Origin of the sequence: Flavobacterium marginilacus (assembly GCF_026870155.1) — a bacterium.
GTDB lineage: Bacteria > Bacteroidota > Bacteroidia > Flavobacteriales > Flavobacteriaceae > Flavobacterium > Flavobacterium marginilacus.
In genome coordinates this window covers 544,578-568,987 of record NZ_CP113975.1, presented here as the reverse complement: position 1 = coordinate 568,987, position 24,410 = coordinate 544,578, and the positions used below count along the sequence as shown (strand labels likewise).

Annotated in this window: 22 protein-coding genes and 1 riboswitch; of the genes, 2 read left to right on the top strand and 20 right to left on the bottom strand. The window is 34.8% G+C overall.

Going from position 1 to position 24,410, the window contains the following annotated elements:
• Window positions 1–30: 30 nt before the first annotated feature.
• The 17 genes from OZP07_RS02545 to OZP07_RS02465 form a co-directional block, all read right to left on the bottom strand.
• Window positions 31–1,275, bottom strand: coding sequence for a sulfate adenylyltransferase subunit 1 (locus OZP07_RS02545; RefSeq protein WP_281637167.1), 1,245 nt, complete (start codon window positions 1,273–1,275; stop codon window positions 31–33).
• Window positions 1,276–1,437: 162 nt separating this feature from the next.
• Window positions 1,438–2,337 (bottom strand): sulfate adenylyltransferase subunit CysD, encoded by a 900-nt coding sequence (cysD, locus tag OZP07_RS02540; RefSeq protein ID WP_281637166.1) that lies wholly within the window; start codon window positions 2,335–2,337, stop codon window positions 1,438–1,440.
• A 128-nt stretch (window positions 2,338–2,465) separates the two neighbouring features.
• Window positions 2,466–3,167 (bottom strand): phosphoadenylyl-sulfate reductase, encoded by a 702-nt coding sequence (locus OZP07_RS02535; RefSeq protein ID WP_281637165.1) that lies wholly within the window; start codon window positions 3,165–3,167, stop codon window positions 2,466–2,468.
• A gap of 160 nt (window positions 3,168–3,327) precedes the next feature.
• Window positions 3,328–3,738 (bottom strand): RrF2 family transcriptional regulator, encoded by a 411-nt coding sequence (locus tag OZP07_RS02530; RefSeq protein WP_194641159.1) that lies wholly within the window; start codon window positions 3,736–3,738, stop codon window positions 3,328–3,330.
• A gap of 122 nt (window positions 3,739–3,860) precedes the next feature.
• The gene (locus OZP07_RS02525) at window positions 3,861–4,379 is read right to left on the bottom strand and encodes an alpha/beta hydrolase (RefSeq protein WP_281637164.1); all 519 of its coding nucleotides are present in this window, start codon (window positions 4,377–4,379) and stop codon (window positions 3,861–3,863) included.
• Window positions 4,380–4,454: 75 nt separating this feature from the next.
• Window positions 4,455–4,955, bottom strand: coding sequence for an RDD family protein (locus OZP07_RS02520; RefSeq protein ID WP_281637163.1), 501 nt, complete (start codon window positions 4,953–4,955; stop codon window positions 4,455–4,457).
• 98 nt (window positions 4,956–5,053) lie between these two features.
• Entirely contained in the window at window positions 5,054–6,226 is a 1,173-nt protein-coding gene (locus OZP07_RS02515) for a trans-sulfuration enzyme family protein (protein ID WP_281637162.1), read from the bottom strand.
• Between the two features lie 38 nt (window positions 6,227–6,264).
• On the bottom strand, window positions 6,265–6,699 hold the full coding sequence (locus tag OZP07_RS02510) for an OsmC family protein (RefSeq protein WP_281637161.1): 435 nt from the start codon (window positions 6,697–6,699) through the stop codon (window positions 6,265–6,267).
• Window positions 6,700–6,771: 72 nt separating this feature from the next.
• Window positions 6,772–7,014, bottom strand: a complete 243-nt coding sequence (locus OZP07_RS02505) for a putative signal transducing protein (RefSeq protein ID WP_281637160.1) — start codon at window positions 7,012–7,014, stop codon at window positions 6,772–6,774.
• Between the two features lie 105 nt (window positions 7,015–7,119).
• Complete coding sequence (gene thrA, locus OZP07_RS02500) at window positions 7,120–9,534, bottom strand: bifunctional aspartate kinase/homoserine dehydrogenase I (RefSeq protein WP_281637159.1); 2,415 nt, start codon at window positions 9,532–9,534, stop codon at window positions 7,120–7,122.
• A 238-nt stretch (window positions 9,535–9,772) separates the two neighbouring features.
• On the bottom strand, window positions 9,773–10,735 hold the full coding sequence (locus OZP07_RS02495; RefSeq protein ID WP_349293651.1) for an alpha/beta fold hydrolase: 963 nt from the start codon (window positions 10,733–10,735) through the stop codon (window positions 9,773–9,775).
• Between the two features lie 79 nt (window positions 10,736–10,814).
• Window positions 10,815–10,923: riboswitch (SAM riboswitch) on the bottom strand.
• Between the two features lie 234 nt (window positions 10,924–11,157).
• Window positions 11,158–11,367, bottom strand: a complete 210-nt coding sequence (locus OZP07_RS02490) for a hypothetical protein (RefSeq protein ID WP_194641166.1) — start codon at window positions 11,365–11,367, stop codon at window positions 11,158–11,160.
• 789 nt (window positions 11,368–12,156) lie between these two features.
• Complete coding sequence (locus OZP07_RS02485; protein ID WP_281637158.1) at window positions 12,157–13,371, bottom strand: sterol desaturase family protein; 1,215 nt, start codon at window positions 13,369–13,371, stop codon at window positions 12,157–12,159.
• A gap of 148 nt (window positions 13,372–13,519) precedes the next feature.
• Complete coding sequence (locus OZP07_RS02480) at window positions 13,520–14,626, bottom strand: homoserine dehydrogenase family protein (protein ID WP_281637157.1); 1,107 nt, start codon at window positions 14,624–14,626, stop codon at window positions 13,520–13,522.
• Window positions 14,613–15,614, bottom strand: coding sequence for an alpha/beta fold hydrolase (locus OZP07_RS02475; protein WP_281637156.1), 1,002 nt, complete (start codon window positions 15,612–15,614; stop codon window positions 14,613–14,615). The genes OZP07_RS02480 and OZP07_RS02475 overlap by 14 nt, the downstream gene beginning before the upstream one ends.
• 88 nt (window positions 15,615–15,702) lie before the next feature.
• Entirely contained in the window at window positions 15,703–16,995 is a 1,293-nt protein-coding gene (locus OZP07_RS02470) for an O-acetylhomoserine aminocarboxypropyltransferase/cysteine synthase family protein (RefSeq protein WP_281637155.1), read from the bottom strand.
• Between the two features lie 58 nt (window positions 16,996–17,053).
• Window positions 17,054–17,203 (bottom strand): hypothetical protein, encoded by a 150-nt coding sequence (locus OZP07_RS02465; RefSeq protein ID WP_281637154.1) that lies wholly within the window; start codon window positions 17,201–17,203, stop codon window positions 17,054–17,056.
• A gap of 992 nt (window positions 17,204–18,195) precedes the next feature.
• Here OZP07_RS02465 and metK point away from each other — a divergent pair.
• Window positions 18,196–19,446: a methionine adenosyltransferase gene (gene metK / locus OZP07_RS02460; protein WP_194641172.1), complete on the top strand. Its 1,251-nt coding sequence runs from the start codon at window positions 18,196–18,198 to the stop codon at window positions 19,444–19,446.
• Window positions 19,447–19,624: 178 nt separating this feature from the next.
• Window positions 19,625–20,239 (top strand): deoxynucleoside kinase, encoded by a 615-nt coding sequence (locus OZP07_RS02455; RefSeq protein WP_194641173.1) that lies wholly within the window; start codon window positions 19,625–19,627, stop codon window positions 20,237–20,239.
• Between the two features lie 74 nt (window positions 20,240–20,313).
• On the opposite strand, the gene OZP07_RS02450 is transcribed toward OZP07_RS02455, so the two are convergent.
• The 3 genes from OZP07_RS02450 to OZP07_RS02440 all read right to left on the bottom strand — a co-directional run bounded on the left by OZP07_RS02450 (window position 20,314) and on the right by OZP07_RS02440 (window position 24,249).
• Window positions 20,314–22,893, bottom strand: a complete 2,580-nt coding sequence (locus OZP07_RS02450; protein WP_281637153.1) for a sodium-translocating pyrophosphatase — start codon at window positions 22,891–22,893, stop codon at window positions 20,314–20,316.
• Between the two features lie 114 nt (window positions 22,894–23,007).
• Window positions 23,008–23,538 carry an inorganic diphosphatase gene (locus tag OZP07_RS02445; RefSeq protein ID WP_194641175.1) on the bottom strand — a complete coding sequence of 177 codons (531 nt, stop codon included), beginning with the start codon at window positions 23,536–23,538 and terminating at the stop codon, window positions 23,008–23,010.
• Between the two features lie 111 nt (window positions 23,539–23,649).
• Entirely contained in the window at window positions 23,650–24,249 is a 600-nt protein-coding gene (locus OZP07_RS02440) for a DNA-3-methyladenine glycosylase family protein (protein WP_194641176.1), read from the bottom strand.
• Between the last annotated feature and the right edge of the window lie 161 nt (window positions 24,250–24,410).

The window sequence follows — 24,410 nt, the reverse complement described above, 5'->3', positions numbered from 1 at the left end:
AACTATCAACTAAAAACCATCAACTATCAACTATTTAATAAAACCTACTCCTGCTGTAGTATTTGTAGTTGCATCAATTAAGATAAAAGCTCCATTTGATTTGTTATCTGTATAAGCATCAAAATAAATAGCTTTACTCAATTTAATACTCACTTCTCCAATTTCGTTAATCGACAATTGAGAAGCTTCTTTTGAACCAGAATAATCCGTTGCGATTACATTTTTCACGCTGTCAATTTTCGCCAAAACTCTATTCGTATTATGCTGTACATAATATTTAGCGCCAGCTACTAATTTTTTGCTGTCCATCCAGCAGACAGTAGTTTCGATATCTTTCTCCACTTTTGGAAGCTCGTTAGATTTTACAATCATATCGCCTCTGGTCACATTAATATCATTTTCTAATTCGATAGTAATCGAAGAACCTGCCTTTGCTTCATCAAATTGTTTGTCGAAAAAGTGAATTTTTGTCACTACAGATTCTGTCAAAGAAGGAAGAACCGTTACCGCATCTCCAACCTTAATAGAATTTCCATATAATTTACCAGCGTATCCTCTAAAATCGTGGTATTCTTCCGTTTTTGGGCGAATTACGGTTTGTACAGGAAAACGTGTTTTTCCATTATCATAAATATCTTTTGATTCTAAACCTTCTAAATGCTGAAGGATAGTCTGCCCAGTGTACCAAGGCATTTTTCCTAAAGTTTCTACCACATTATCTCCTGTTAAAGCACTCAATGGAATGTAACTTACGTTTTGTTCTTTGTAAGCACTTTTTGCATTTAATGCTTGAAAATCGGTTTTGATTTTATTGAAAACTTCTTCCGAATAATCAACCAAATCCATTTTGTTTACAGCCACAATCACGTCTTTTACTCTCAATAAATTATTGATAAAAAAGTGACGGTACGTTTGCTCAATTACTCCTTTACGGGCATCAATCAAAATGATAGACACTTGCGAAGTCGAAGCTCCTGTAACCATATTACGAGTATATTCTACGTGACCTGGAGTATCGGCAATGATGTAACTTTTTTTCGCAGTCGAAAAATAAATATGAGCAACATCAATCGTAATTCCTTGTTCTCTCTCGGCAACCAAACCATCAGTTGCTAACGAAAAATCCAAATAATCGTATCCTTTTTGTTTACTGCTTTTTTCTATTGCTTCTAATTTATCTGTAGTCAATGATTGCGTATCATACAATAATCTCCCGATTAAAGTACTTTTTCCGTCATCTACACTTCCTGCTGTTGCTATTTTTAAAACTTCCATTCTTTTTATTTAGTTGATGGTTGTTAGTTGATGGTTGTTGGAGTTAAACTGCTCCAGTTAGTTCATCACCTAACAACAATTAATTATTAGATTTAGTTGTTGAATTTTAAAGATGGTTATTGACGAAATTGAAACTATCAACCAAAAACCATCAACTATCAACTAAAAGTAACCTTGCTGTTTTCTTTTTTCCATCGCTGCCTCAGAACGTTTATCGTCGATTCTGGCTCCTCTTTCAGAAATGGTAGAAGAACGAATCTCTCCAACAACTTCAGAGATTGTTGCTGCATACGATTCAACAGCAGCTGTACAGCTCATATCTCCAACGGTTCTGAAGCGAACAATTCTTTCTTCGACTTGCTCGTCTTCTTCCTGGTACACAAAAGGAGAGTGTGACCAAATTAAACCGTCTCTCAAAAAAACTTTACGTTTATGTGAAAAGTAAATCGAAGGAATTTCGATCTGCTCTTGTTCAATATAACTCCAAACATCTAATTCTGTCCAGTTTGAAATAGGGAAAACACGAACGTTTTGTCCGTTTTCAATTTTTCCGTTCAAAAGGTCAAACAATTCTGGACGCTGGTTTTTTTCATCCCATTGACCAAAATCATCACGAACAGAAAATATACGCTCTTTAGCTCTTGCTTTTTCTTCATCACGACGCGCTCCACCAATACAAGCATCGAATTTGAATTCTTCGATAGCATCCAAAAGTGTAGTCGTCTGCAAACTGTTTCTGCTTGAGTATTTTCCAGACTCTTCAACAACTTTCCCTGAATCGATAGCGTCCTGTACGTTACGAACGATTAATTCCAATCCTAATTCGGCTACCAATTTATCTCTAAATTCAATAGTTTCAGGGAAATTATGACCTGTATCCACGTGTAATAACGGGAAAGGAATTTTTGCAGGAAAAAAAGCTTTTTGTGCCAAACGCACCAATGTAATCGAATCTTTACCGCCTGAAAAAAGCAAAACCGGTTTATCAAATTGAGAAATTACTTCTCTGAATATGTAAATTGCTTCGCTTTCTAAAGCATTTGTTTTTAAAACTGAACTCATTATTTTATTTGTTGATTGTTGATTCGTTAAATCGTTAAATCGCTGATTTGTTATATCGTTGAATATTCAACAATTAAACTTTTCCGATTAAACCTTTAAACAAATAACCGATTAAACTTTTTAAACTTTTATTTCTGGTGCAATCCGCATTCTTTATGGCTTGATTCCCATGACCATCTTCCAGCTCTAATGTCCTCTCCTTCGGCAATCGCTCTGGTACAAGGCGCACAGCCAATGCTTACGAAGCCTTTTTTGTGCAAAGCATTCTGTGGCACATTATTTTCATCAATATATTTTTGAACATCTTCCAAACTCCATTTCAGCAATGGATTGAATTTTATGATATTGAAATGGGCATCGTATTCAAAGGCTTTCAAATCATTTCTGTTTTCTGATTGTTCAGCACGTAAACCGGTAATCCAAATTTCATTTCCTTTCAAGGCTTTCGTCAATGGAGCTACTTTTCGAATAAAACAGCATTCTTTTCTATTCTCCACCGATTCGTAGAAGCTGTTTGGCCCTTTTGTATTCAACAGATTTTCCACAGCACTGGCCTCAGGAAAATAGGTTTGAATAGCTACTTTGTATTTTTTTACCGTTCTATGAAAAACATCATAGGTTTCCTGAAACAATCTTCCAGTATCCAGTGTAAAAATGCTGATTGGCAATTCATTCTTGGCAATCATTGCAGTTATAACTTGGTCTTCCTGTCCAAATGAAGTCGAAAAAATCACTTTCCCTTTGTACTCATCAGCCAAAAAAGCCAAAGTTTCCTCAATCGAGAAACCAGCCGTTTTTTCCAATAAAGCATTTGCTATTTCTGTGCTCATTTTTATTTTCGTTTTCCTCACCTCAACCCTCTCGAAAGAAGAAGGAAAAAGCGGATTTAATTTTTATTTTAAATCCATTACCCTATCGGGTTACTAGATTACTTTGCAAAAGTACTACTTTTTTTTAAATTGAAAATAAATTTTAAATAAATTTTATAATTTAGAATGCAATGTCTGCCAGAGTGTTATTCTCAAGAACCTTGAGTGTATTGTCCCTAACCTGAGTCATTAAGCGGCGAGCGCCACAGGTTATTTCGTCATCACAATCATCACATCTTTCATAAAAATTGTGACTTGCACAAGGAAGCAAGGCAATGGGACCTTCAAGGATGCGGTATACTTTGGCCATACTAATGTCTTTTGGGTCTTTTATCAGGTAGTAGCCGCCTCCTTTTCCTTTTTTGGCACCAAGGAAACCGGAGTTTCTAAGCAATAACAAAATACTTTCCAGAAATTTTATCGAAATGTGCTCGCTTTGAGCAATATCAGCAATGGCAACAGGCTCTTTATTCTCGCGTCTAGCCAGAAAAGTCAGTGCTTTTATTCCGTATTTTGTTTTCTTTGAAAGCATGTTGATCTAAGATTGCAGATTTTAGAATTTAGATTTCAGATTTTTTTGAATATAAAAAATCATTTTTAAAATATATTTGCGAAACTACAAACTTTATCCTTTTGTAAGTCAGTTGTATGAAATTATTTTAAAAAATCATTACAGATTTCAATCGCGAAATCTTTATCTGTATAAAAATCATGTTCTTTATTTTTTATGATTTCAAAAGCTATGGATTTTTTTTGAAACCAATCACTCTTTGGCTTATTGCTGTCATTTTCTCCGTAATAGAGTTTTATTCTTCCTTTCGGAGTTTCATTCTCATAACGCAGGCGTGTTGATGAAACAGCAAAAAAACTTCTAATATTCAGTCCTTTTAAAACCGCTTTCCATGCAATTGTACCGCCAATACTAAAGGCCAGAATATCAATTTCATTATTTCCTGCTTTCAAAAGATTCGCAACTGCTTTTTCTATCCCGCCATTAATAAACTGATTATGGAGATTTTCTTCGAAATATTCGGTTTTGTCAATTTCTGCCAATTCACAGCAGTCATAATATTGAATTTCGAACTTGTCCTTTAATAATTCAGTATAAAATGAAACCCAATTAGATTTTTCCTTTCCCCATAAATCCGATAAAATGATTAATCTTGGTTTCATTATTGAATAAATGAATAGTATAAAATCAATAAACCCACGGCTGAAACCGTGGGCTATTGCTATAATTATATTTACTTATGAAACTTCACCTATTTGATCCATTTCATTAAATATTCTTAGACTTTTTTCTAATTCTTTTTTATCAACAACATATGTATCTGAGATAGAATCATGCCAGCCTCTTCCTGAATTACCTAAAAAAGAAAAAGCTTCAAATGGAATTAAACGACATAGTGTTCTTTGAAAAAAAATTCCAAATGATGGTTTCTCACCATTTTCATCTACTACTATAGTCCCCGTTATAAATTTTGCAAGTGACCTGCCTAGTATTCCTTCTGTAAGTACATAATAGATTATCATTACAATAACGGCTATTATATTCGATTGTAAATCAGAAATATTCTGCATCCAAAGAAGTACATTTGTTAAACCTAATAACGTAGCAATGACAGCCGTTATAAATGCCAAAAAAACAATAAATATTACATAAAAAGATAAATCTAAAATATAATTCAAGAATCTTTTCCCGCCGGATACTAATAATTTTTCATCAAGAATATATGTAGTGTTTTTCATGTTTAAAATCAAATATAATCGATTATACTATTTTTATTACGTACGAATATACTCTTTTTAAATCAAAAAAATAGAACTTAAAAAAAGAATGGCTTCATTTAAGAAAGCGCCTGCTCCAAATCGGCGATTACATCTTCTACGGTTTCCAATCCTACGGACACACGAACCAAACCATCTGTTATGCTCACGGCAAGACGCTCTTCAACGGTTAATTTACTGTGAGTTGTAGAGGCCGGATGCGTTACAATTGTTCTGGTATCACCTAAATTTGGCGACAATGAACATAATTTTATTTTGTTTAAAAATGCTCTTCCCGCTTCAATGCCACCTTTCACTTCGAACGCAACAATATTACCTCCTAATTTCATTTGTTTTTGAGCGATTTCATACTGTGGATGCGATTTCAGGAACGGATATTTCACGCTGTTTACGTTTGGATGTTTTTCCAGAAACTCAGCCACTTTCAATGCATTTTCGCAATGTCTTTCGACACGGACTGCCAAAGTCTCCAAACTTTTTGACAATACCCACGCATTAAAAGGTGATAATGCAGGACCTGTAAGTCGTGAAAACAGGTAAATATCTTTAATCAGATCGGCGTTACCTACTGTGATTCCGCCCAAAACTCTTCCTTGACCGTCAATTAATTTAGTTGCCGAATGGATAACCAAATGCGCACCCCATTTTATAGGCTGCTGAATGTATGGCGTAGCGAAACAGTTATCGATAATCAAAATCAAGTTGTGCTTTTTGGCAATATTTCCCAAAAGCTCTAAATCAATAATATCAACAGCTGGATTAGTCGGTGATTCAGCAAAAAGTATCTTTGTATTTGACTGTATCAAACCTTCAATGGTTTCTGGTTTAGTAAGGTCAAAATAAGATGTTTCAATACCCCATTTTGGATAATAATTCATAAACAAAGAATGAGTTGTCCCAAAAACACTGCTAGAAGACACAATATGATCTCCTGATTTCAGCAGAGCCATAAAAGTAGAATACACCGCAGCCATACCCGATGCAAATGCGAAACCTGCCTCAGCACCTTCCATTCTGCAGATTTTATCTATAAATTCGTTCGTATTCGGATTGCTGTATCGGCTGTAAATATTACGATCTTTTTCATCTGCAAAAGAAGCACGCATGTCTTCGGCATCTTCAAATACAAAACTGGATGTTAAATATAAGGGAACTGAATGCTCTAAATATTGAGTTCTTTCTATTTGACCGCGGATGGCTTCGGTTTCAAAACCAAATTCTTGTTCGTTCATGTTTTTTTGTTTGTATGTTTTTTAGTTTATGAATGTCTTTAGATTTTGGCTAATTCCACTCCGTTCAAAACTACTTTATAGTGTATTGTTGCTGTTGGTTCTACAGTTTTAGAAACTGAACAGTATTTATCGAATGATAATTGTGCCGCTTTGGCCGCTTTGTCTTCTTTAATATTTCCTTCCAAAGAAAAAACCACATAAATATCTTTAAATGGTTTTGCTTCACCTACCTGTACACGTTCCCCTTCAACCTCAGCTTTGAAAGAAGTGATTTCCTGGCGCTGTTTTTTTAGAATCGAAATCATATCGATACCGCTGCATCCTGCAACGCCCATCAATACTAATTCCATTGGGCTTGGTCCCATATCATTTCCTCCAAATTCTGGTCTTGCATCAATATTTACGATGTGACCGCGTTCGTTTTTTAACTCAAAATGGAAGTTATCGTTTACTCTGTTAAGTGTTATTTTCATTTTTATTGTTGTTATTTCCTCACCCCCAACTCTCCAAAGGAGAGGAAAGCCAAAGCAGGAGTTTTGTTATTTTTATTTATCCTCAGTCTCTAAATTATTATTACCCTTTAAATAATCTTCAATTATTGTCCTTGATGCTTCCTTATCAGATTCATTAACCTGAAGCTTTACAGGATTCAACCCTCCCGAAGTAACAGCCCAAGGCTCAATATTTGACATGTATTCATTTTGAGCAAAAACTGAAATTTCATTTCCTTCCAATAAATTTCTAACGTTCATTGCCTCAAAATACGAACCACTAAAAACTTCAACCATAGCTATTTTTTAATGTGAATAATACGTTTTTCAAACGCAGATTCAACGGTTATCATTATCCTGCAATCTGAAATCTAAAATCAAAAACCTGCAATCTAAAATCCTTTACCCTTTATCCGATAATCTCAAAATATCTCCAAAAACACCTCTCGCAGTTACAGCAGATCCTGCTCCAGCTCCTTGAATCACGATTGGTCTGTCACCATACGATTCTGTGTAAATTTCGAAGAACGAATCCGAACCTTTCAATCCGCCTAGTGCAGTGTCTTTTGGTACTGAAACTAATTTTACTTCTAAATTTCCTTTGTCATTTTGCAAATCACCCGATAATTCACCAATGTATCTTAACACGTGGTTTGGCTGTTGGTCGGCTTTAATTTTATCATAAATCGGATCAAACTCTTTCAGTTTATTTAAGAAATCCGAAACTTCTCCTTCACGTAAATGCTCTGGAATTAAATTCTGAATTGAAATCTCTTCAAACTCATTCTGTAAGTCTAATTCTCTAGCCAAAATCAATAATTTTCTTCCCACGTCGTTTCCACAAAGGTCTTCTCTTGGGTCTGGTTCTGTGTAACCATTATCGATAGCTTCTTTCAATATTTCGCTGAACGGAGCGTCTTTGGCAGAAAAATTATTAAACAGATAACTCAAAGTCCCTGAGAAAACCCCTTTTATCTTCGTGATGTTTTCACCCGAAAGATGTAATAATTTTATCGTATCAATCAATGGCAAACCTGCACCTACATTTGTTTCATACAAATATGTTTTTTGGTTGTCTTCCAATACCTGACGCAATTGTTTGTAAAATGAATAACTCAACGTATTCGCCACTTTATTGGATGAAATTAGGTCAAAACTATTTTCTGCCAGTTTAATATAATTCTCAACAAAAGATTTACTTGCTGAATTGTCAATGGCAATCAAATTCTCCAAATGATTATCATTAGCGAAAGCGATAACATCATCAATCGTATAAGCAACTCCATTGTTTTGAATTTCATTTCTCCAGTTTGGCGAAACTCCGTCTTTATTCAAAAGCAGGCTTTTGGAATTAGCAATCGCAAAAACATTCAGTTTAATTCCCTTACGCTTTTCGATAGCTCCAGCCGATTCCAATATTTGGTTAATCAGCGTTCCGCCTACCAATCCATGACCAAAAACTGCAATGTTTATTTTCTTGGAAACTCCAAAAATCTCTCCGTGAATTACGTTCAATGCCTTGTTCAGCTCGGATTTTCTCACCACCAAACTCACGTTTTTCCCCGTAACCGTATTGTTGAAAAGGATAGGAACAATTTTGTTTTTAATCAAAGCTGTATAAGGTTTGTGAAACGTGCTCAAATCCTGGCCAATAATCGAAATCACCGAAACATTATCGGTAACCGTAATTTTATTGACGTCTTTGGAATAAAAATCGTTTTCAAATTCTTTTTCCAGTTCAATCATCGCTCGGGTCGCTTTATCGGCATCGACCACAATTCCGATTCCCCTTTCGGATGAACCCTGCGAAATGATACTCACACTGATTTCGTTGTCGCCCATCACTTTAAAAATTCGGGCATCGACACCAGTTTTACCAAGCAGTCCTCTTCCTTCCAGATTCACCAAAGCCACGTTCTCAAGAACCGAAAGTGTTTTAATTCCTTCCTTATTAGCATTTGACGTAATTAAAGTTCCTTGATTTTCATGATTGAACGTATTTAAAATACGAAGCGGAATATTTTTTTCCAGCAACGGAATAATCGTCTTTGCATGCAAAATGGTTGCTCCAAAATTGGCCAGCTCATTCGCTTCATTAAACGTCAAATGATCAATTTTTTTAGCATCAAAAACCAAATCAGGGTTTGCAGTATAGATTCCATCAACGTGCGTGTAATTCTGAAGCTCTTTTGCATCCAGATAATTTGCAAGCAGTGAAGCCGTGTAATTACTGCCGTTCCTGCCCAGAGTCGTTGCTTCGTTTTTACTATTGGAACCTATAAAGCCCGTAACAACATTCACCGTCTCGCCATTGTGTTCCTTAAAATAAGCCACCACATTCTTCTTTGACAATTGCTCCACAGGCTGTGCATCACCATAATTCGAATCGGTTTTTATCAATTCTCTAGTGTCGGCAAAATTGGCTTTTATACCTTTTTTTACCAAAATCGCGGTCAATAATTTAGCCGAAATCAGTTCGCCTTTAGACAAAACCTCATCCTTAATTTTCACGCTGTAATCCCCAATGAGGCTCACGCCTTCAAATAATTTTTCCAGCTTGCTGAACTCTTCAGACAAATCTACGTCTGCATAAACATCCTGCTGATATTTTTTAAAATCCTCAAAAAGCGGTTTGTAATCCCCATTTTTTGAAGCAAGCGCCAATATTGCTTCCAATTCATCTGTGGCATTCCCGCGTGCCGAAACTACTATCGCAATCTGCTCGCCTGCTTTCACCTTACTCTCAATAATTGCAACCACTTTATTGATTCCGTCTCCGTTTGACAAAGACTTTCCTCCAAATTTTAATATTTTCATTGTTCTACTCTTTTAAGTCAAAATCTTATTTCGACCAATTCTTTTATATCTTTTTCTCCTTTTATAATCATTAATTGGGCGTGCCACCATCCCGATAAAAAGGGCAACTTCACTTTGTCTTTACTCGCCCTTTTATCGGGATGCTGTCGGGCTATCCGCGCTACGTTGGTAGCTTGCTTCTATCCCTCACGCGAGCAGTTATCCACAGCTTTTCTGCAAAACCACAATCATTTTGCTTCTAAAAAACACCTTTAAGCAAGCTGTCCAATTGTTTATATTCAATCAGGAAAGCATCATGCCCATGAATGGAATCAATCTCCTGAAACGTGACGTTTTTCTTGTGTTCTTTCAATGTTTCGTAGGTCGCTTTATTTTCATTTACCGTAAAAAATAAATCCGAATTAATCCCGATAATATGTATATCTGCTTCTATCTGTGATGCCACCGCCACAAAAGATTCCCTTCCCCGGGCAACATCTATCGTTTTCAGCAGCTGATTCATCAATTTGTAAGCCGAAAGCTGAAAACGTTTCTGCAATTTTTCACCGTGGTGCTGTAACCAGCTTTCGATATTAAAAATCAATAACTCCTGATTCGTCGTTCGGTCAAATTTTGCCTTAAAAGACTCCGGCGTTCTATAACATAACATGGCATGAATTCGGGCATCTTCAATCGGCTTTGCCGAATTACTCAGAATCTGTTCCTGTAAAAAACAGTTTGCAATCAGCCAGTCAGTCGATTTCCAGTCGGTCGCAATCGGAATTAAATGTTTTGTTATTTTAGGTTCCAATCCAGCAATTTCCCAAGCAATTCCACCACCTACAGAACCGCCGATGATGGCATATAATTGATTAATTTCAAGTATTTTCAGCCCTTCTATAAAAAGTTTTGCCACATCTCTCGCCGTAAAATCCAAATGGTTTTCAATAACTGTTCCATCAAAACCATTTCCAGGCACATTAAAAGCAAGTATGGTATATTTACTAGTATCAATTGTTCTGTTTTCACCTATCAGTACATTCCACCATCCTTTAGACCCCACAACATGTGAGTTTCCGGTAAGTGCATGATTGACCAAAACAATAGGCGCAGTATGCAGATCACGTCCGAAAATTTCATAACTCAAATTGATCGAAGCATAAAAAGCACCACTTTCAGTAGTAAAATTTTGTATGGTAATTATAGTTGGTTTATTTTCCAATTTCAAATCTTTATTATTTTTTTTGATTTGTACCGGAAATATTATGAAGAAAGCTGAAAAAAACTAGATGATTTTCTTTGTGTTATCTTTCCACGTTTGGGCGTGGTAGAATGCAGCACCTTCTTCGATAAATCGAAGGGTTGCTAAGGCTTCATCGGGTCTAATCCCTCTGCCTTTCTTTATAACATTTCAATACGTTTCTGAACTTAACGGTGCAAATTAACCACAATTTTATGAAACCACCAAATAATTATTCAACTGATATTTAAAACAGCCTTTCTTCAACATTAAAAAAATTGCCAAAGATTGCACTTATTCTCACGTATTTCTTTTTATACAAAAAGATATTCCGTGTTTTTATCTGTGCAATTTTTGGCAGATAATTTTAACCTGTCAATTTCTAGTGTTACGCCTGTTTTGTGTCAGATAAAAAGAGTTTCATTTTCTTTAGAATACATATGAAACAATAAAGAATTATTCCCTCTTCTCTCTTTCAAATCAAAATTTTCATCTACGTCAAATCTTGGGTGATCCAACTCTTTTTTTGGATTGAATGGTTCGATATTTATAGTTTTTGTAATTGTCCTTTTGAAGAACTCTACTGTATTTCTGATGTATGTTATCGTTTTCATGATATTGTAATTTTGTAATTATTTTTATGGCTTATACTTATTTTATACTTTCTGTTTTTTGGCATTATGAGTCTGCTCTTTAAAAAACAACCGGACGCTTTCTCTTTTAATACAACAAAAAAAGATCGACAGACTTGCTGTGTGAGATACTTTTGATTTTATTTTTTTAGAACTCATAATTTTATTTTTTTTATATTTTCACTTAAACAAAAAACCCTTTTAGATACATATCCAAAAGGGTTTTAAGTTATACTATAAAACTTATTCTTTTGGAATCAACAAATACGGGCAGCCATCATGGCATTGACACGCATCATCGTCTTCTTCATCTTCTTTGCCTTGCAAACGGTAATCTTATTAGTGTAAAGTTGCTGCATGCTTAATTATTGTTTTACTTAATCTTATTATTGTTTTAATCTTTAAAAAAAATGACTTAGGAAATGACTAAAAAAAAACCTCCCAATAAGTTGGGAGGTTTTTGCTATATATTTTTTAATTTAAAATAAAGCTATATACACCTCCCCTTGCAGGTTTTCACCTGAATGGCTTTTTTAGACATATTGCAAAGATTAAATCTCATTTTTCTGTTTTTATTTTGTTGTACAAATATCTAAACTTTTTTTCAATTTTCCAAATGCTAAACGTAAATTTAATAATAAAAATATATTAAGTTAAAATACTAACTATTTACCAATCAATAATTTAAACAAATACCGTCTAAATATTTTAATATTTCTTTCTCTTTTTTAACAAAATTTTCTCTTTTTTTTCCGACTAAACAGCTGAAAATTAAGCAGAAAACAGGAAATCCTGATACTTTGAATGGATGGTTTGATAAAATAAAACCCCTACTGCGCCAAACAATGCGATAATAAAATGCAAAAATGGATTTGGAAAAAACGAAAAACTCAAAAAACTAATAATCACCAGCCTTAAAAAATCCAAATGAAAAATCCATTTTTTTTGATCCAGCATTGCGCCAGTTGCTATTACGCTCAAAATAATAAAAACCGTTATTAAAAAAATATTGAACGCAGTTATAAACTCTGCAAAAAGTATCGTCAAGAATAATACGATCATCGTCACAGCAGTTTTGGCTATAATTGAATTAGTCAGCTTCTTTGAATACTTAACATCAGCTTCAACTGTTTTTTTAGAAAACTTTCTTTCAAGAAGCAATCGGATTCTGGCATCAATATCATTTGGACCTCCAAAAATTACTTTGAATTTCTGTTTCGCAGTTTTAGCCATTCTAAAAGCAACCGCCAATTCGAGAACATAATGAAAATGCTGCCATAAAAAACTATAACTGCCTAATGATTTGGTTAATCCAAATTTAGGTTCCGTGGTTTCTTCAATAAAAGTTCCAAAGATTTTATCCCATATAATCAGCATGTCACCATAATTTTTATCCAAATACTCTGGATTACTGCTATGATGAACCCTATGGTGTGATGGCGTTACAATAATATACTCCAGCCAGCCCAGTTTACCAACCAGTTGTGTATGTGTAAAAAAAGGATAAGTCCCGTGAATGAGCAATAACACCGTAATCATTTGCGCATTGAAACCAATAATGGGCAAAACACACCAAAACAAACCTCTGGCAACGGCCTGAAAAACGGTAATTCTGGCAGCAGCCGTATAATTAAAATCGTCACTTTGATGATGTACTATATGTGATGCCCAAAAAAGATTAACAGTATGCCCAAATCGATGGTACCAATACCAAAGCAGATCGGTAGCCAAAAAAAGTAAAACCCAAGTTGTTGCGGTTGATTCAATTGAAAAAATAGAGAAATTTGCATTTAGCCATGAAAAAATAAAGAAAAATGTTCCCGTAGTCAAAAGATCGGCGATACGTTCTGCGATTCCGACGTTTAGATTGGCAACACTTTCGTTAAAATGATGAAGTTTTTTATTTTTCCTTACACTAATATAGTATTCCAAAAGCATGAATATTGCAAAAAATGGAACTGCAAGTGCTATATAATTTAAATTCATATGTAAATTTTATTGCTTTTTATTGGTCATATGTAATTGATGACTGTTTATATTTTATTAGAATCATCGAACTACGTTTCGCATATAATCATTGGTGCTTGCGACCAATTTGTAGTAATACTCATTTCATTTGGTATTTATTATTGCTTTATAGCCAAATTGCTTCTTTTATTTTTATTTTTTCGCTTACTTTTAAAATGTCCAAGAGAATTCCTCTGGCAATTGTTTCCGTCTTTTTTCCTGAAGTATCTCCACGCACAATAATTGGATTATTTCCTCGGGATTGTGTATAAATTTCATAGACTGTTTCGGTTCCTTTTAATTGGCCAATAGCGGAAGAAACGGGTTCAGAAACCAGCTTGACTTCAAATTTATTTTCTGGAATCGAAATTTCTCCAACATATCTTAACACTTCATTTTCTGGCTGTGTAATTTTGGCCACTTCAAAATCTTTGTCCAATACACTCGCATTAGATAAAAATTTTGACTTGAGATTTGAATCCTCCAGGCCGTGTGACAAAAGTGAAGTTATTTTTATATCCAAAAACTCTATCTCTTTGCCCAATTCTCTTGCTAAAACTAATACTTTCTTTGCCACTCCAATCCCAGAAAGCTCTTCTTTATAATCGGTTTTTAGCAAACCTTTTTTATCTGAATCGTTTAATATAGAAGAGAAAGACACCGCTTCTGATGAAAACCTATTAAAAATATAGCTTAATGAATCTGAAAAAACACCTCTGATTTTTGTTATTTTTTCTCCTGAATAATACAGATCACTGATGATTTGCAAAACCGGAATTCCTGCTCCAATATTAGTTTCATACAAAAATGACTTATCAAACCTTTTTAGATTTCTTCGGATTTCTTTATAAAAATCAATGTGCAATATGTTTGCTTTTTGATTCGCAGCCACAATATCAAATCCGTTTTGAATTAAGGGAATATAATGTTTTACTAATTCTGAACTTTCTGTAGCATCTACAATTATTACGTTCTCCAGTTCTTTGATTTTGACAAACTCAACAATATCAGCTATTGTAAAAGGAAACGCTAACTTATCGAAATTGGCTTCCCAACTATTTTTGACTCCCTCTTTTTCAAAAAAAGCTAAAGTTGAGTTGGTAATAACAGGGAAGCGCAAATCGATATCTTTCTTTTCCTGATAGAACTGCTGGCTTTCAATAATCTGATTTATCAATGCGCTCCCCACGCTTCCAATTCCAAAAAGGATTACATTTATCTTAAGCGCTGGCATAAAGGTGCTGTTTATTAAAATTAAAAATTGGTTTCAAAATATCGGACAGCTGATTGAATTCTATCAGATAAGCATCGTGACCGTGAATGGATTGAATCTGGTGATAAAAAACATTCAGCTTTTTATTGGTCAATTCTCTGTAGGTTTTACGGGTTTCCTCGGCAATAAACAAATAATCTGTATCAACAGTTACAAGATGAATATTGCTCTCAATTGAATTGGCAACAGTCAAAAAATCGGGTCTGTTTCTAGTAATATCAATTGTTTTGAGCAAATGATTCATCAATTTATAAGCAGCCAGCCGGTATCTGTTTTTTAATTTAAAACCATGATCGAGCAGCCAATTCTCAATTTTCAGCGCTGATAATTCATCCAATTTGCTTCTTCTGAATCTTTGATTGACATATTCGGGAGTTCTATACAGCAATGTTGCATGCAGACGAGCATCCACAATTGGATCATCCGAATGGTTTAAGATTTGATCCTGAATCAATACATTGGCAATAACCCAATCGGTAGCTTTCCAATCAGTAGCAATTGGAATGAGATTATCAATCTTGTCTGGCTGTAAAGCTGCCATTTCCCAAGCTATGGCTCCGCCTAAACTGCCACCGATTACGGCATAAACATTTTTTACTTTCAAGTAAAACAAACCTTCCCAAAAGATTCTGGCAATATCCCGAACACTAAAATCGCGATAATTATCAATCAGATTCTCAATATTATCATCATAGCCATTGCCTGGAATATTAAACGCAATAACCGTAAAATAATCGGTATCAATTGCTCTGTTTTCGCCAACAATACCATTCCACCATCCTTTTTCACCAGTAACTTTAGAGTTTCCTGTCAAGGAATGGTTTATTACCACAACAGGAGCACTGCCCAGCGGTCTCCCGAAGACATTATAAAACAAAGGCAGATATGCTTTTTGCTTTCCTATTTCTAAATCAAAATTAAAGAGATCTATTTTTTCTAAATTTTCCATATCATTTAAAATTATTTTTTGTAAAAACTACCTTAGGCTAACAATCCAAAGTAGCTAAGGCAGTTTTACTAACAAAAAAAACACATTATTAAGCTAATTGTGGCGTTTTTATGGTTTCAAAAACAGCTTTTAAATCTGCTTTTAAATCCTCTATATCTTCAAGCCCAACGGACAGTCTGATTAAATCTTTGGTAACACCTGTTGAGATCTGCTCCTCATCTGTCAATTGCTGATGTGTGGTGCTGGCAGGGTGAATAATCAGTGATTTTGTATCACCGATGTTTGCCAATATGGAAAACAGTTTTGTGTTATCGGCTACTTTTTTGGCTGCATCAAAACCTGCTTTTAAACCAAAAGTTACAACACCGCTTTGGCCTTTTGGCAGATATTTTTGAACTAAAACATAGTATTTACTAGATTTCAATCCTGGATAATTTACCCAAGCAACCTCATCCTGAACCTCTAGCCATTGTGCCAGTGCCAAAGCGTTTTCGCTATGTCTTTTGATGCGGACTTCTAAAGTTTCTAAGCCTTGTATAATCTGGAAAGCATTAAAAGGACTCAAGGCAGCTCCATGATCCCGTAATCCTTCGATACGTGCTTTTGCAATAAATGCCGCATTTCCTAAAGCTTCGTGATATACTAAACCATGATATCCTGCAGATGGCTCGGTGAATTCTGGGAATTTTCCATTTGCCCAGTCAAATTTTCCAGCATCGATGATTACTCCTCCCAAAGACGTTCCGTTTCCTGAAATATATTTAGTCAAAGAATGGATAACAATATCTGCTCCATGTTCAATTGGGTTCAATAAATATGGTGAAGCGACTGTATTATCAACTATAAACGGAACTTTGAAAGCCTTTGCTTCCTGTGAAATTGCTTTTAAATTCAGCACATCCAATTTTGGGTTTCCTAAACTTTCTACAAAGAATGCTTTTGTATTCTGTTTGGCAGCACGCGTAAAATTTTCTGGATCTGCAGCATCTACAAATGTGGTTGTAATCCCTAATCTTGGCAATGTTACTTTCAATAAATTATAAGTTCCGCCGTATAAACTGCTGGATGCTACAATGTGATCACCAGCTTTCAGCAGCACTAACAAAGCTGTCGAAATAGCTGATGCTCCAGAGGCTGTCACTACAGCGCCAATACCTCCTTCCAGAACTGCCAATCGTTTTTCGAGAATGTCATTTGTAGGATTATTTAATCTCGTATAAATATATCCTTCTTCGGCAAGGCCAAATAAATTGGCAGCATGATCGGAATTATTAAATACATAAGAAGAGGTCTGATAAATTGGAACTGCTCTAGATCCGCCATTTTTAGTTACGTCGTGTCCTGCGTGTAATGCATTTGTTGCAAAGTTTTGAGTGCTCATGATTTCGTGTTTTTTTAATATTATTAAATAGTATTTTGAATTAGTAATGCTTTATTTTTTAAACAAAAAGGTCTTCTTCTTCTAAATCATACATTTTAAATAGTAATGATTCGTGACCTGTTAAATACAACTCTTCATTTTGCTGAGATGCTTCTGTTTGAACATCCTCTATTAAGTTGCTGTTTTGTTGATTATTTAATGTTTTCATGATTATAATTTTTAAAAGCGTGGAATAAAAAAACCTTTCGACAGACTGGCCAAAAGGTTTATAGTTTTTTACTATAATAAAGATTCATCTTTCACTTTTGACAACAGCAGCTTGAAACACATTTTCGCATCATACAGCACATTCTCTTTTTATCTGATATTGTTTTCATATTATAATTTGTTTTTAATTGAAAAATTCTTTGAATTATTTTAATTCGACTAATTTGATAGAGTAAATGTAGTAAGTATTTTCAAACCACCAAAAAAAAATACATTTTTTAACATTTAAAAAAAGATTCAGTTTACCAATTTTATCAAAAAAACCTTTAAAAACTTCTTTAAATTCAAGGCTTAAGGAGTTTTATGTGTGAAAAATATTTTTTACTAAAAATTTATAATACCGCTGCTTAAAACAAATCTTTATACTTTTTTATAATTAATTATATCTAAAATGAATTCTAAAATTTCTGCAACAGTTTACCTAATTAATTATTATCAAAAAGATCAATAAGTCACAATCTTTTATATGACTGTCCACAAATAATACCATGTGTTTTTTTCGCCACTGATTACAGAGATTTTCACAGATTTCATTACTATTTTTTTTAAAAATCTATTTGGTATTAGTTACGGAGAGTCATAATCTTTTAATTGTCTTAATTTTTAAGATTTAAAATCTGTCCTTCTTTTGATTACATTTTTGGTAAGTGAAAATCAATATATTTATAAATTCTATAGAATTACTATACATTGTTAAATTCCTCTTAATTAATCAAAAAAAGTAAAAGAATAATTTGCAATTCAAAATGGTTTCATACCTTTGCACCCGAATACAAGAGGAAAAATTTGAACTGATTGCAACCTCTTCATAATGAAACGACTTCATTATGAGTACTGAAAAATTTTCAGTATAAAAAATGCTAAAGCAGAAACTCTCCTTTAGCATTCCCGCAATTGTTTTTCCTCGATTAATTTTAAAAATTTATATTTATTATGGCTTATTTATTTACGTCAGAATCTGTAAGTGAGGGACACCCAGACAAAGTTGCAGATCAGATTTCGGATGCATTAATTGATAACTTTTTGGCATTTGATGCTGACTCAAAAGTAGCTTGTGAGACGTTAGTGACTACTGGCCAGGTAATCTTGGCAGGTGAAGTAAAATCGAATACCTACTTAGATGTACAGCAAATTGCCCGTGAAGTAATCCGCAAAATTGGTTATACCAAAAGCGAATACATGTTTGAAGCCAATTCCTGCGGTATTCTTTCTGCAATTCACGAACAATCTGCAGATATTAATCAAGGGGTTGACAGAGCTAGTAAAGAAGAGCAAGGAGCTGGTGACCAGGGAATGATGTTTGGCTACGCAACAAATGAAACTGAAAATTATATGCCTTTGGCACTTGATTTATCTCATAAATTGTTACAGGAATTAGCCATCTTGAGACGTGAAAACAACGAAATCACTTATTTGCGTCCTGATGCAAAATCACAGGTTACTTTAGAATACAGCGATGACAACAAACCAACACGTATTGATGCTATCGTAATTTCTACACAGCATGACGATTTTGATGAAGAAGCTGCAATGCTTGCGAAAATCAAAAAAGACATTATCGAAATATTGATTCCAAGAATCATTGCAAAAAATCCAGAACACGCACATTTATTCAATGACAAAATTCAATACCATATTAATCCAACAGGAAAATTCGTAATTGGAGGACCTCACGGAGATACTGGCTTGACAGGAAGAAAAATTATTGTTGACACTTACGGAGGTAAAGGAGCTCACGGTGGTGGTGCTTTTTCTGGAAAAGATCCAAGTAAAGTAGACAGAAGTGCTGCTTATGCTACACGTCATATCGCTAAAAACCTTGTTGCAGCTGGTGTTGCTGATGAAATTTTGGTTCAGGTTTCGTATGCAATTGGAGTGGCTAAACCAATGGGTATTTTCATCGAAACTTACGGAACATCAAAAGTGAATTTAACTAATGGCGAAATTGCTAAAAAAGTAGAAGCTATTTTTGATATGCGTCCTTATTTCATCGAACAAAGATTAAAATTAAGAAATCCAATTTACAGCGAAACTGCTGCTTACGGACACATGGGACGTACTCCTGAGACTGTAACCAAAACTTTCTCTGCTCCGGGCGGATTAACTAAAACAGTTACTGTTGACTTATTTACCTGGGAGAAATTAGATTTTGTAGATCAAGTAAAAACTGCTTTTGGATTGTAAAATCTAAAATATTTTATACAAAAAAAACCATTCGGCAATCGGATGGTTTTTTTTTGTCAATTGGCGGATTTGCAAAAATTAATATTTCAAAATCGTTGTATAATTCCCTTTGCCAAAACTAATTTTTATCTATTTTTACAATCTTATAAAGTATGAATTATAAAATCGTAACATCGTAATGCACATAGCTATAGCTGGAAATATAGGCTCAGGAAAAACAACATTAACCCGTCTGTTAGCCAAACATTTTAAATGGGAACCTCATTTTGAAGAAGTAGTAGACAACCCCTATCTTGATGACTTTTACCATCAGATGGAACGCTGGTCTTTTAATTTACAAATCTACTTTTTGAACAGCCGTTTTCGTCAGATAATGCAGATTCGTGAGAGTGGAAAAAAAATCATTCAAGACAGAACCATTTATGAAGATGCTCATATTTTTGCTCCCAACCTTTATGCTATGGGGCTGATGACAAGCCGTGATTTTGAAAACTATTCTTCTCTGTTTGAATTAATGGAAACACTTGTCAAAGCTCCCGATTTATTAATTTACTTAAGAAGTTCCATCCCTAACTTAGTAGGCCAGATTCATAAAAGAGGACGTGAGTACGAAAACACCATTTCCATTGACTATTTAAGCCGACTCAATGAGCGTTATGAAGCATGGATTCAAACCTACAATAAGGGAAAAATTATGATTATTGATGTAGACAATATCAATTTTGTAGACAATCCAGAAGATTTAGGAAATATCATCAATAGGATTGATGCTGAGCTAAACGGATTATTTTAATATTGTACTTTCATCTCTTTTGAAAATAAAAAATGCCCCGAATCTTCGGGGCATTTTCATTTAAACAACTATTTTTATTTCAAAGCTTCTACTTTAGCTTTTACTTCTTCCAATGAGCCTTCAAAAACCTGTACGTTTTCATTGCCATTTATTGAAGTAGTTACTGTAGCTGCTACTTTTCCGTCTTTATTTATCAGCTGTACTTTCACTTCTTTTTCTGCCTGTCCTTTTTTAGCACAGCATGATTTTCCTTTTGGTTCAACAAATTTGCCGTCTTTATCATAATGAGACAAACACATTTCTTTCTGTTCCGGAGTACATTTTAGGCTGTCACACATTTTTGCACATTCCTCTTTAGTCATTTTTGCACATTTAGACATGTCGCATTTTTCCATCATCATAGCTCCTTCATCTGTATGGCATTCTTTCATTTTGATTTCTTTCTTTGCACAACAGCTGTCAGTCCCAACTGTACTGCTTCCGTTTCCTAAAATCGGAGCCATAACTAACCCAATCAAACAGGTCAATTTGATTAAAATATTCATTGACGGCCCTGAAGTATCTTTAAATGGATCTCCAACAGTATCTCCGGTAACCGCCGCTTTATGCGCGTCTGAACCTTTATATGTCATTTCACCATTAATCATAACCCCAGCTTCAAATGATTTTTTAGCATTATCCCAAGCACCGCCGGCATTGTTTTGAAAAACTGCCCAAAGCACTCCCGAAACAGTAACTCCAGCCATATAACCACCCAGCATTTCGGCGATTAACTGATTATTATCTCCGTACACTAATTTCCCTATAAGAACAATTGCAATTGGAAAGCCAATAGTTAAAATACCCGGTAACATCATTTCGCGCAAAGCTGCCTTTGTAGAAATATCAACACATTTTGCATATTCCGGTTTTCCGGTTCCTTCCATAATTCCAGAGATTTCTTTGAACTGACGACGTACTTCGTAAACCATGTCCATTGCCGCTTTTCCAACTGAATTCATCGCCAAAGCCGAGAAAACAACTGGTATCATTCCGCCGACAAATAACATTGCTAATACAGGCGCTTTGAATATATTGATTCCGTCAATTCCTGTAAAGGTCACATAAGCTGCAAATAAAGCCAAAGAAGTCAAAGCAGCCGAAGCAATTGCAAAACCTTTTCCTGTTGCAGCAGTTGTATTTCCTACTGAATCCAAAATATCGGTTCTAGTACGTACTTCTTTTGGCAGTTCACTCATCTCGGCAATTCCTCCGGCATTGTCTGATATAGGTCCAAAAGCATCTATTGCTAACTGCATCGCCGTAGTTGCCATCATCGCTGAAGCTGCTAATGCAACACCGTAAAATCCAGCCAAAGCATAAGAAGCCCAAATAGCAACTGCAAACAATAAAACTGTTGGAAAAGTAGAAATCATTCCTGTAGCCAATCCTGCAATTACGTTTGTTCCTGCTCCTGTGCTTGATTTTTGAACAATAGCTAATACTGGTTTTGTTCCCAATCCTGTATAATATTCAGTTACCGATGAAATAGCACCGCCTACAACTAAACCTATCAGTGTTGCATAAAACACATGCATGGACGAAATTTCTTTAGAACCTTCACCAAAGAAAGTCATACTCATTGTTTCAGGAAGCATGTGATGTACTAAGAAATAACAAGCAATTGCTGTTAAAACAATAGAAATCCAGTTACCAATATTCAATGCTTTTTGAACCTGAGCTTCTTTGGCGTTTTCGTCTGTAATTTTAACGAGCATAGTGCCAATTATAGAAAACAAAATTCCAAAACCTGCAATTGCCATTGGTAATAAAATTGGCCCGATACCACCGAAAGCATCCTGAATGTTCCCGCCCATATCTTTTATCACATAATTCCCAAGAACCATTGCTGCCAAAACAGTTGCTACATACGACCCAAATAAGTCAGCTCCCATTCCCGCAACGTCTCCTACATTGTCTCCTACGTTATCTGCAATAGTAGCTGGATTACGAGGATCATCTTCTGGGATTCCTGCTTCGACTTTACCAACTAAATCAGCTCCAACATCGGCAGCCTTGGTGTAAATTCCTCCGCCAACACGTGCAAACAATGCAATAGATTCAGCTCCAAGAGAGAAACCTGCCAAGGTTTCCAGAACAACGGTCATGTCTTCTGTTGATGTCCATTCACCGTTCATAAATATTCTAAAAAAAAGAATAAAAAAACCGGTTAAACCTAAAACAGCTAAACCGGCTACGCCTAATCCCATTACAGTTCCTCCGCCAAAAGATACTTTCAAAGCTTGTGGCAAGCTGGTACGCGCGGCCTGAGTAGTTCTAACATTGGTTTTTGTTGCGATTTTCATTCCCATATTTCCTGCCAATGCTGAGAAAAATGCTCCGAAGACAAAGGCAACTACTATTAATATATTGGTTTTAACTCCAGGGATAAAAGTGATTCCTGCTAATACAACACTTGCGATCAATACAAAGACAGCCAATAATCGGTATTCTGCCTTTAAGAAAGCCAAAGCCCCTTCATATATATAATCTGATATCTCCTTCATTTTGCCATCTCCAGGATCTTGTTTTAACACCCAAGATTTTTTAACAGTCATAAAAATAAGTCCTATTATTGCCATGACAATTGGCACATAAATCATAATTGAATCCATAAATATTTTTTTTGATTCGGTTAATAATAAAAAAAGTAATGGATAGCAATTTAACAAAAAAAAGCAACACTCTTTGCAGAGTATTGCTTTTTTTACAAATTCAAAGTGTAAAAATTATTTAATGCTAAATAATCCTTCTGCTTTATTTGGAATATCATTAAAACGCTGTGTACATTCTTTGATGATATCAAATGCTTCATTTACATCTCCCCATCCTTCTACATCTACTTTTTTGTGTTCAAGATCTTTGTAAACCTGGAAAAAATGTTCAATTTCTTTCAATAAGTGAGGATTGATATCTGATAAGTTTTCTAATGAATTCCAGATTGGATCAGAAACTGGTACGCAGATAATTTTTTCGTCTGGTCCTTTATCATCAGCCATATGGAAAACTCCAATAGGTTTTACTTCAATTACACAGCCGGGAAAAGTAGGTTCGTTTATCAAAACTAAAACATCTAACGGGTCACCGTCTAATGCTAAAGTTTCAGGAATGAATCCATAATCAGCTGGGTACATCATTGAAGAGAATAACATCCTGTCAAAACGCATTCTTTTTATCTCAAAATCGTACTCGTATTTATTTCTACTTCCTCTTGGTATTTCAATTAATACGTCAAAAGTTTTTAATTTGTCTGCAGTCATTATTTTTTTGTCTTTTCTTAATTTTATTAACGACTGCAAAAGTAATCAAACAATACTTTTTTGCAATAAAAAAAGACAATAATGACTATAAAGTTTTTGTTAATTAACAATTTAATACACAATTGTCCTTTTTCGTTTTCTTAAATAATAATGCCAAAGCAAAAATGTTGCATAAGAGCGGTATGGACTCCATTTCTCTGTGTGAATTTCCATTTCTTTTCTGTCATGAATGTCAAGCAGTTCTTTGATTGTATTAATAACTGCTATATCGCCCAGCGGAATTAAATCGGGTTCCTGCAGGCAAAACATGAGGTAAATATCGATAGTCCAGTTCCCGATTCCTTTTAATCTGATTAATTCTTCCCGGACCTGCTGTGCAGATTTGGCTGCTAGACCTTCAATATCAAGTTCTTTATTAAGGACGGCCTGGGCTAATACTTTTATATAATTAGTCTTCTGCCTGCTGACTCCCAAAGCTCTAAACTCTTCGTCAGGCAAAACAGACATCGCTTCAGGACTGCAGTCCGTATGTGCTTTTATTTTTAAAAAAGTGGCTTTTGCCGAATCTATGGAAACCTGTTGCTCTAAAATTAACAGCACCAGCGTTTCAAATCCCTGAGGTCTTCTTGGAATTACCGGCAATCCGTAGGTATCAATTATATGCTGAAATATAGGGTCTTTTTGAAATAGATAGTCAATTGCTGCCTGCATGGTTTGATTTTTTTTAGCCCGGATTACTTCGCAAGTTCGCTACGCTCGGATTAAATGAAAAGCCTTATGAAAAAAACTGCTGATTTTTGTTGAAGTAAAAAAACGGTTAAAGGACTCCCTTTTTATTTTTACAAAAATAGCAGTTTTTTAGTCAGCTTGTA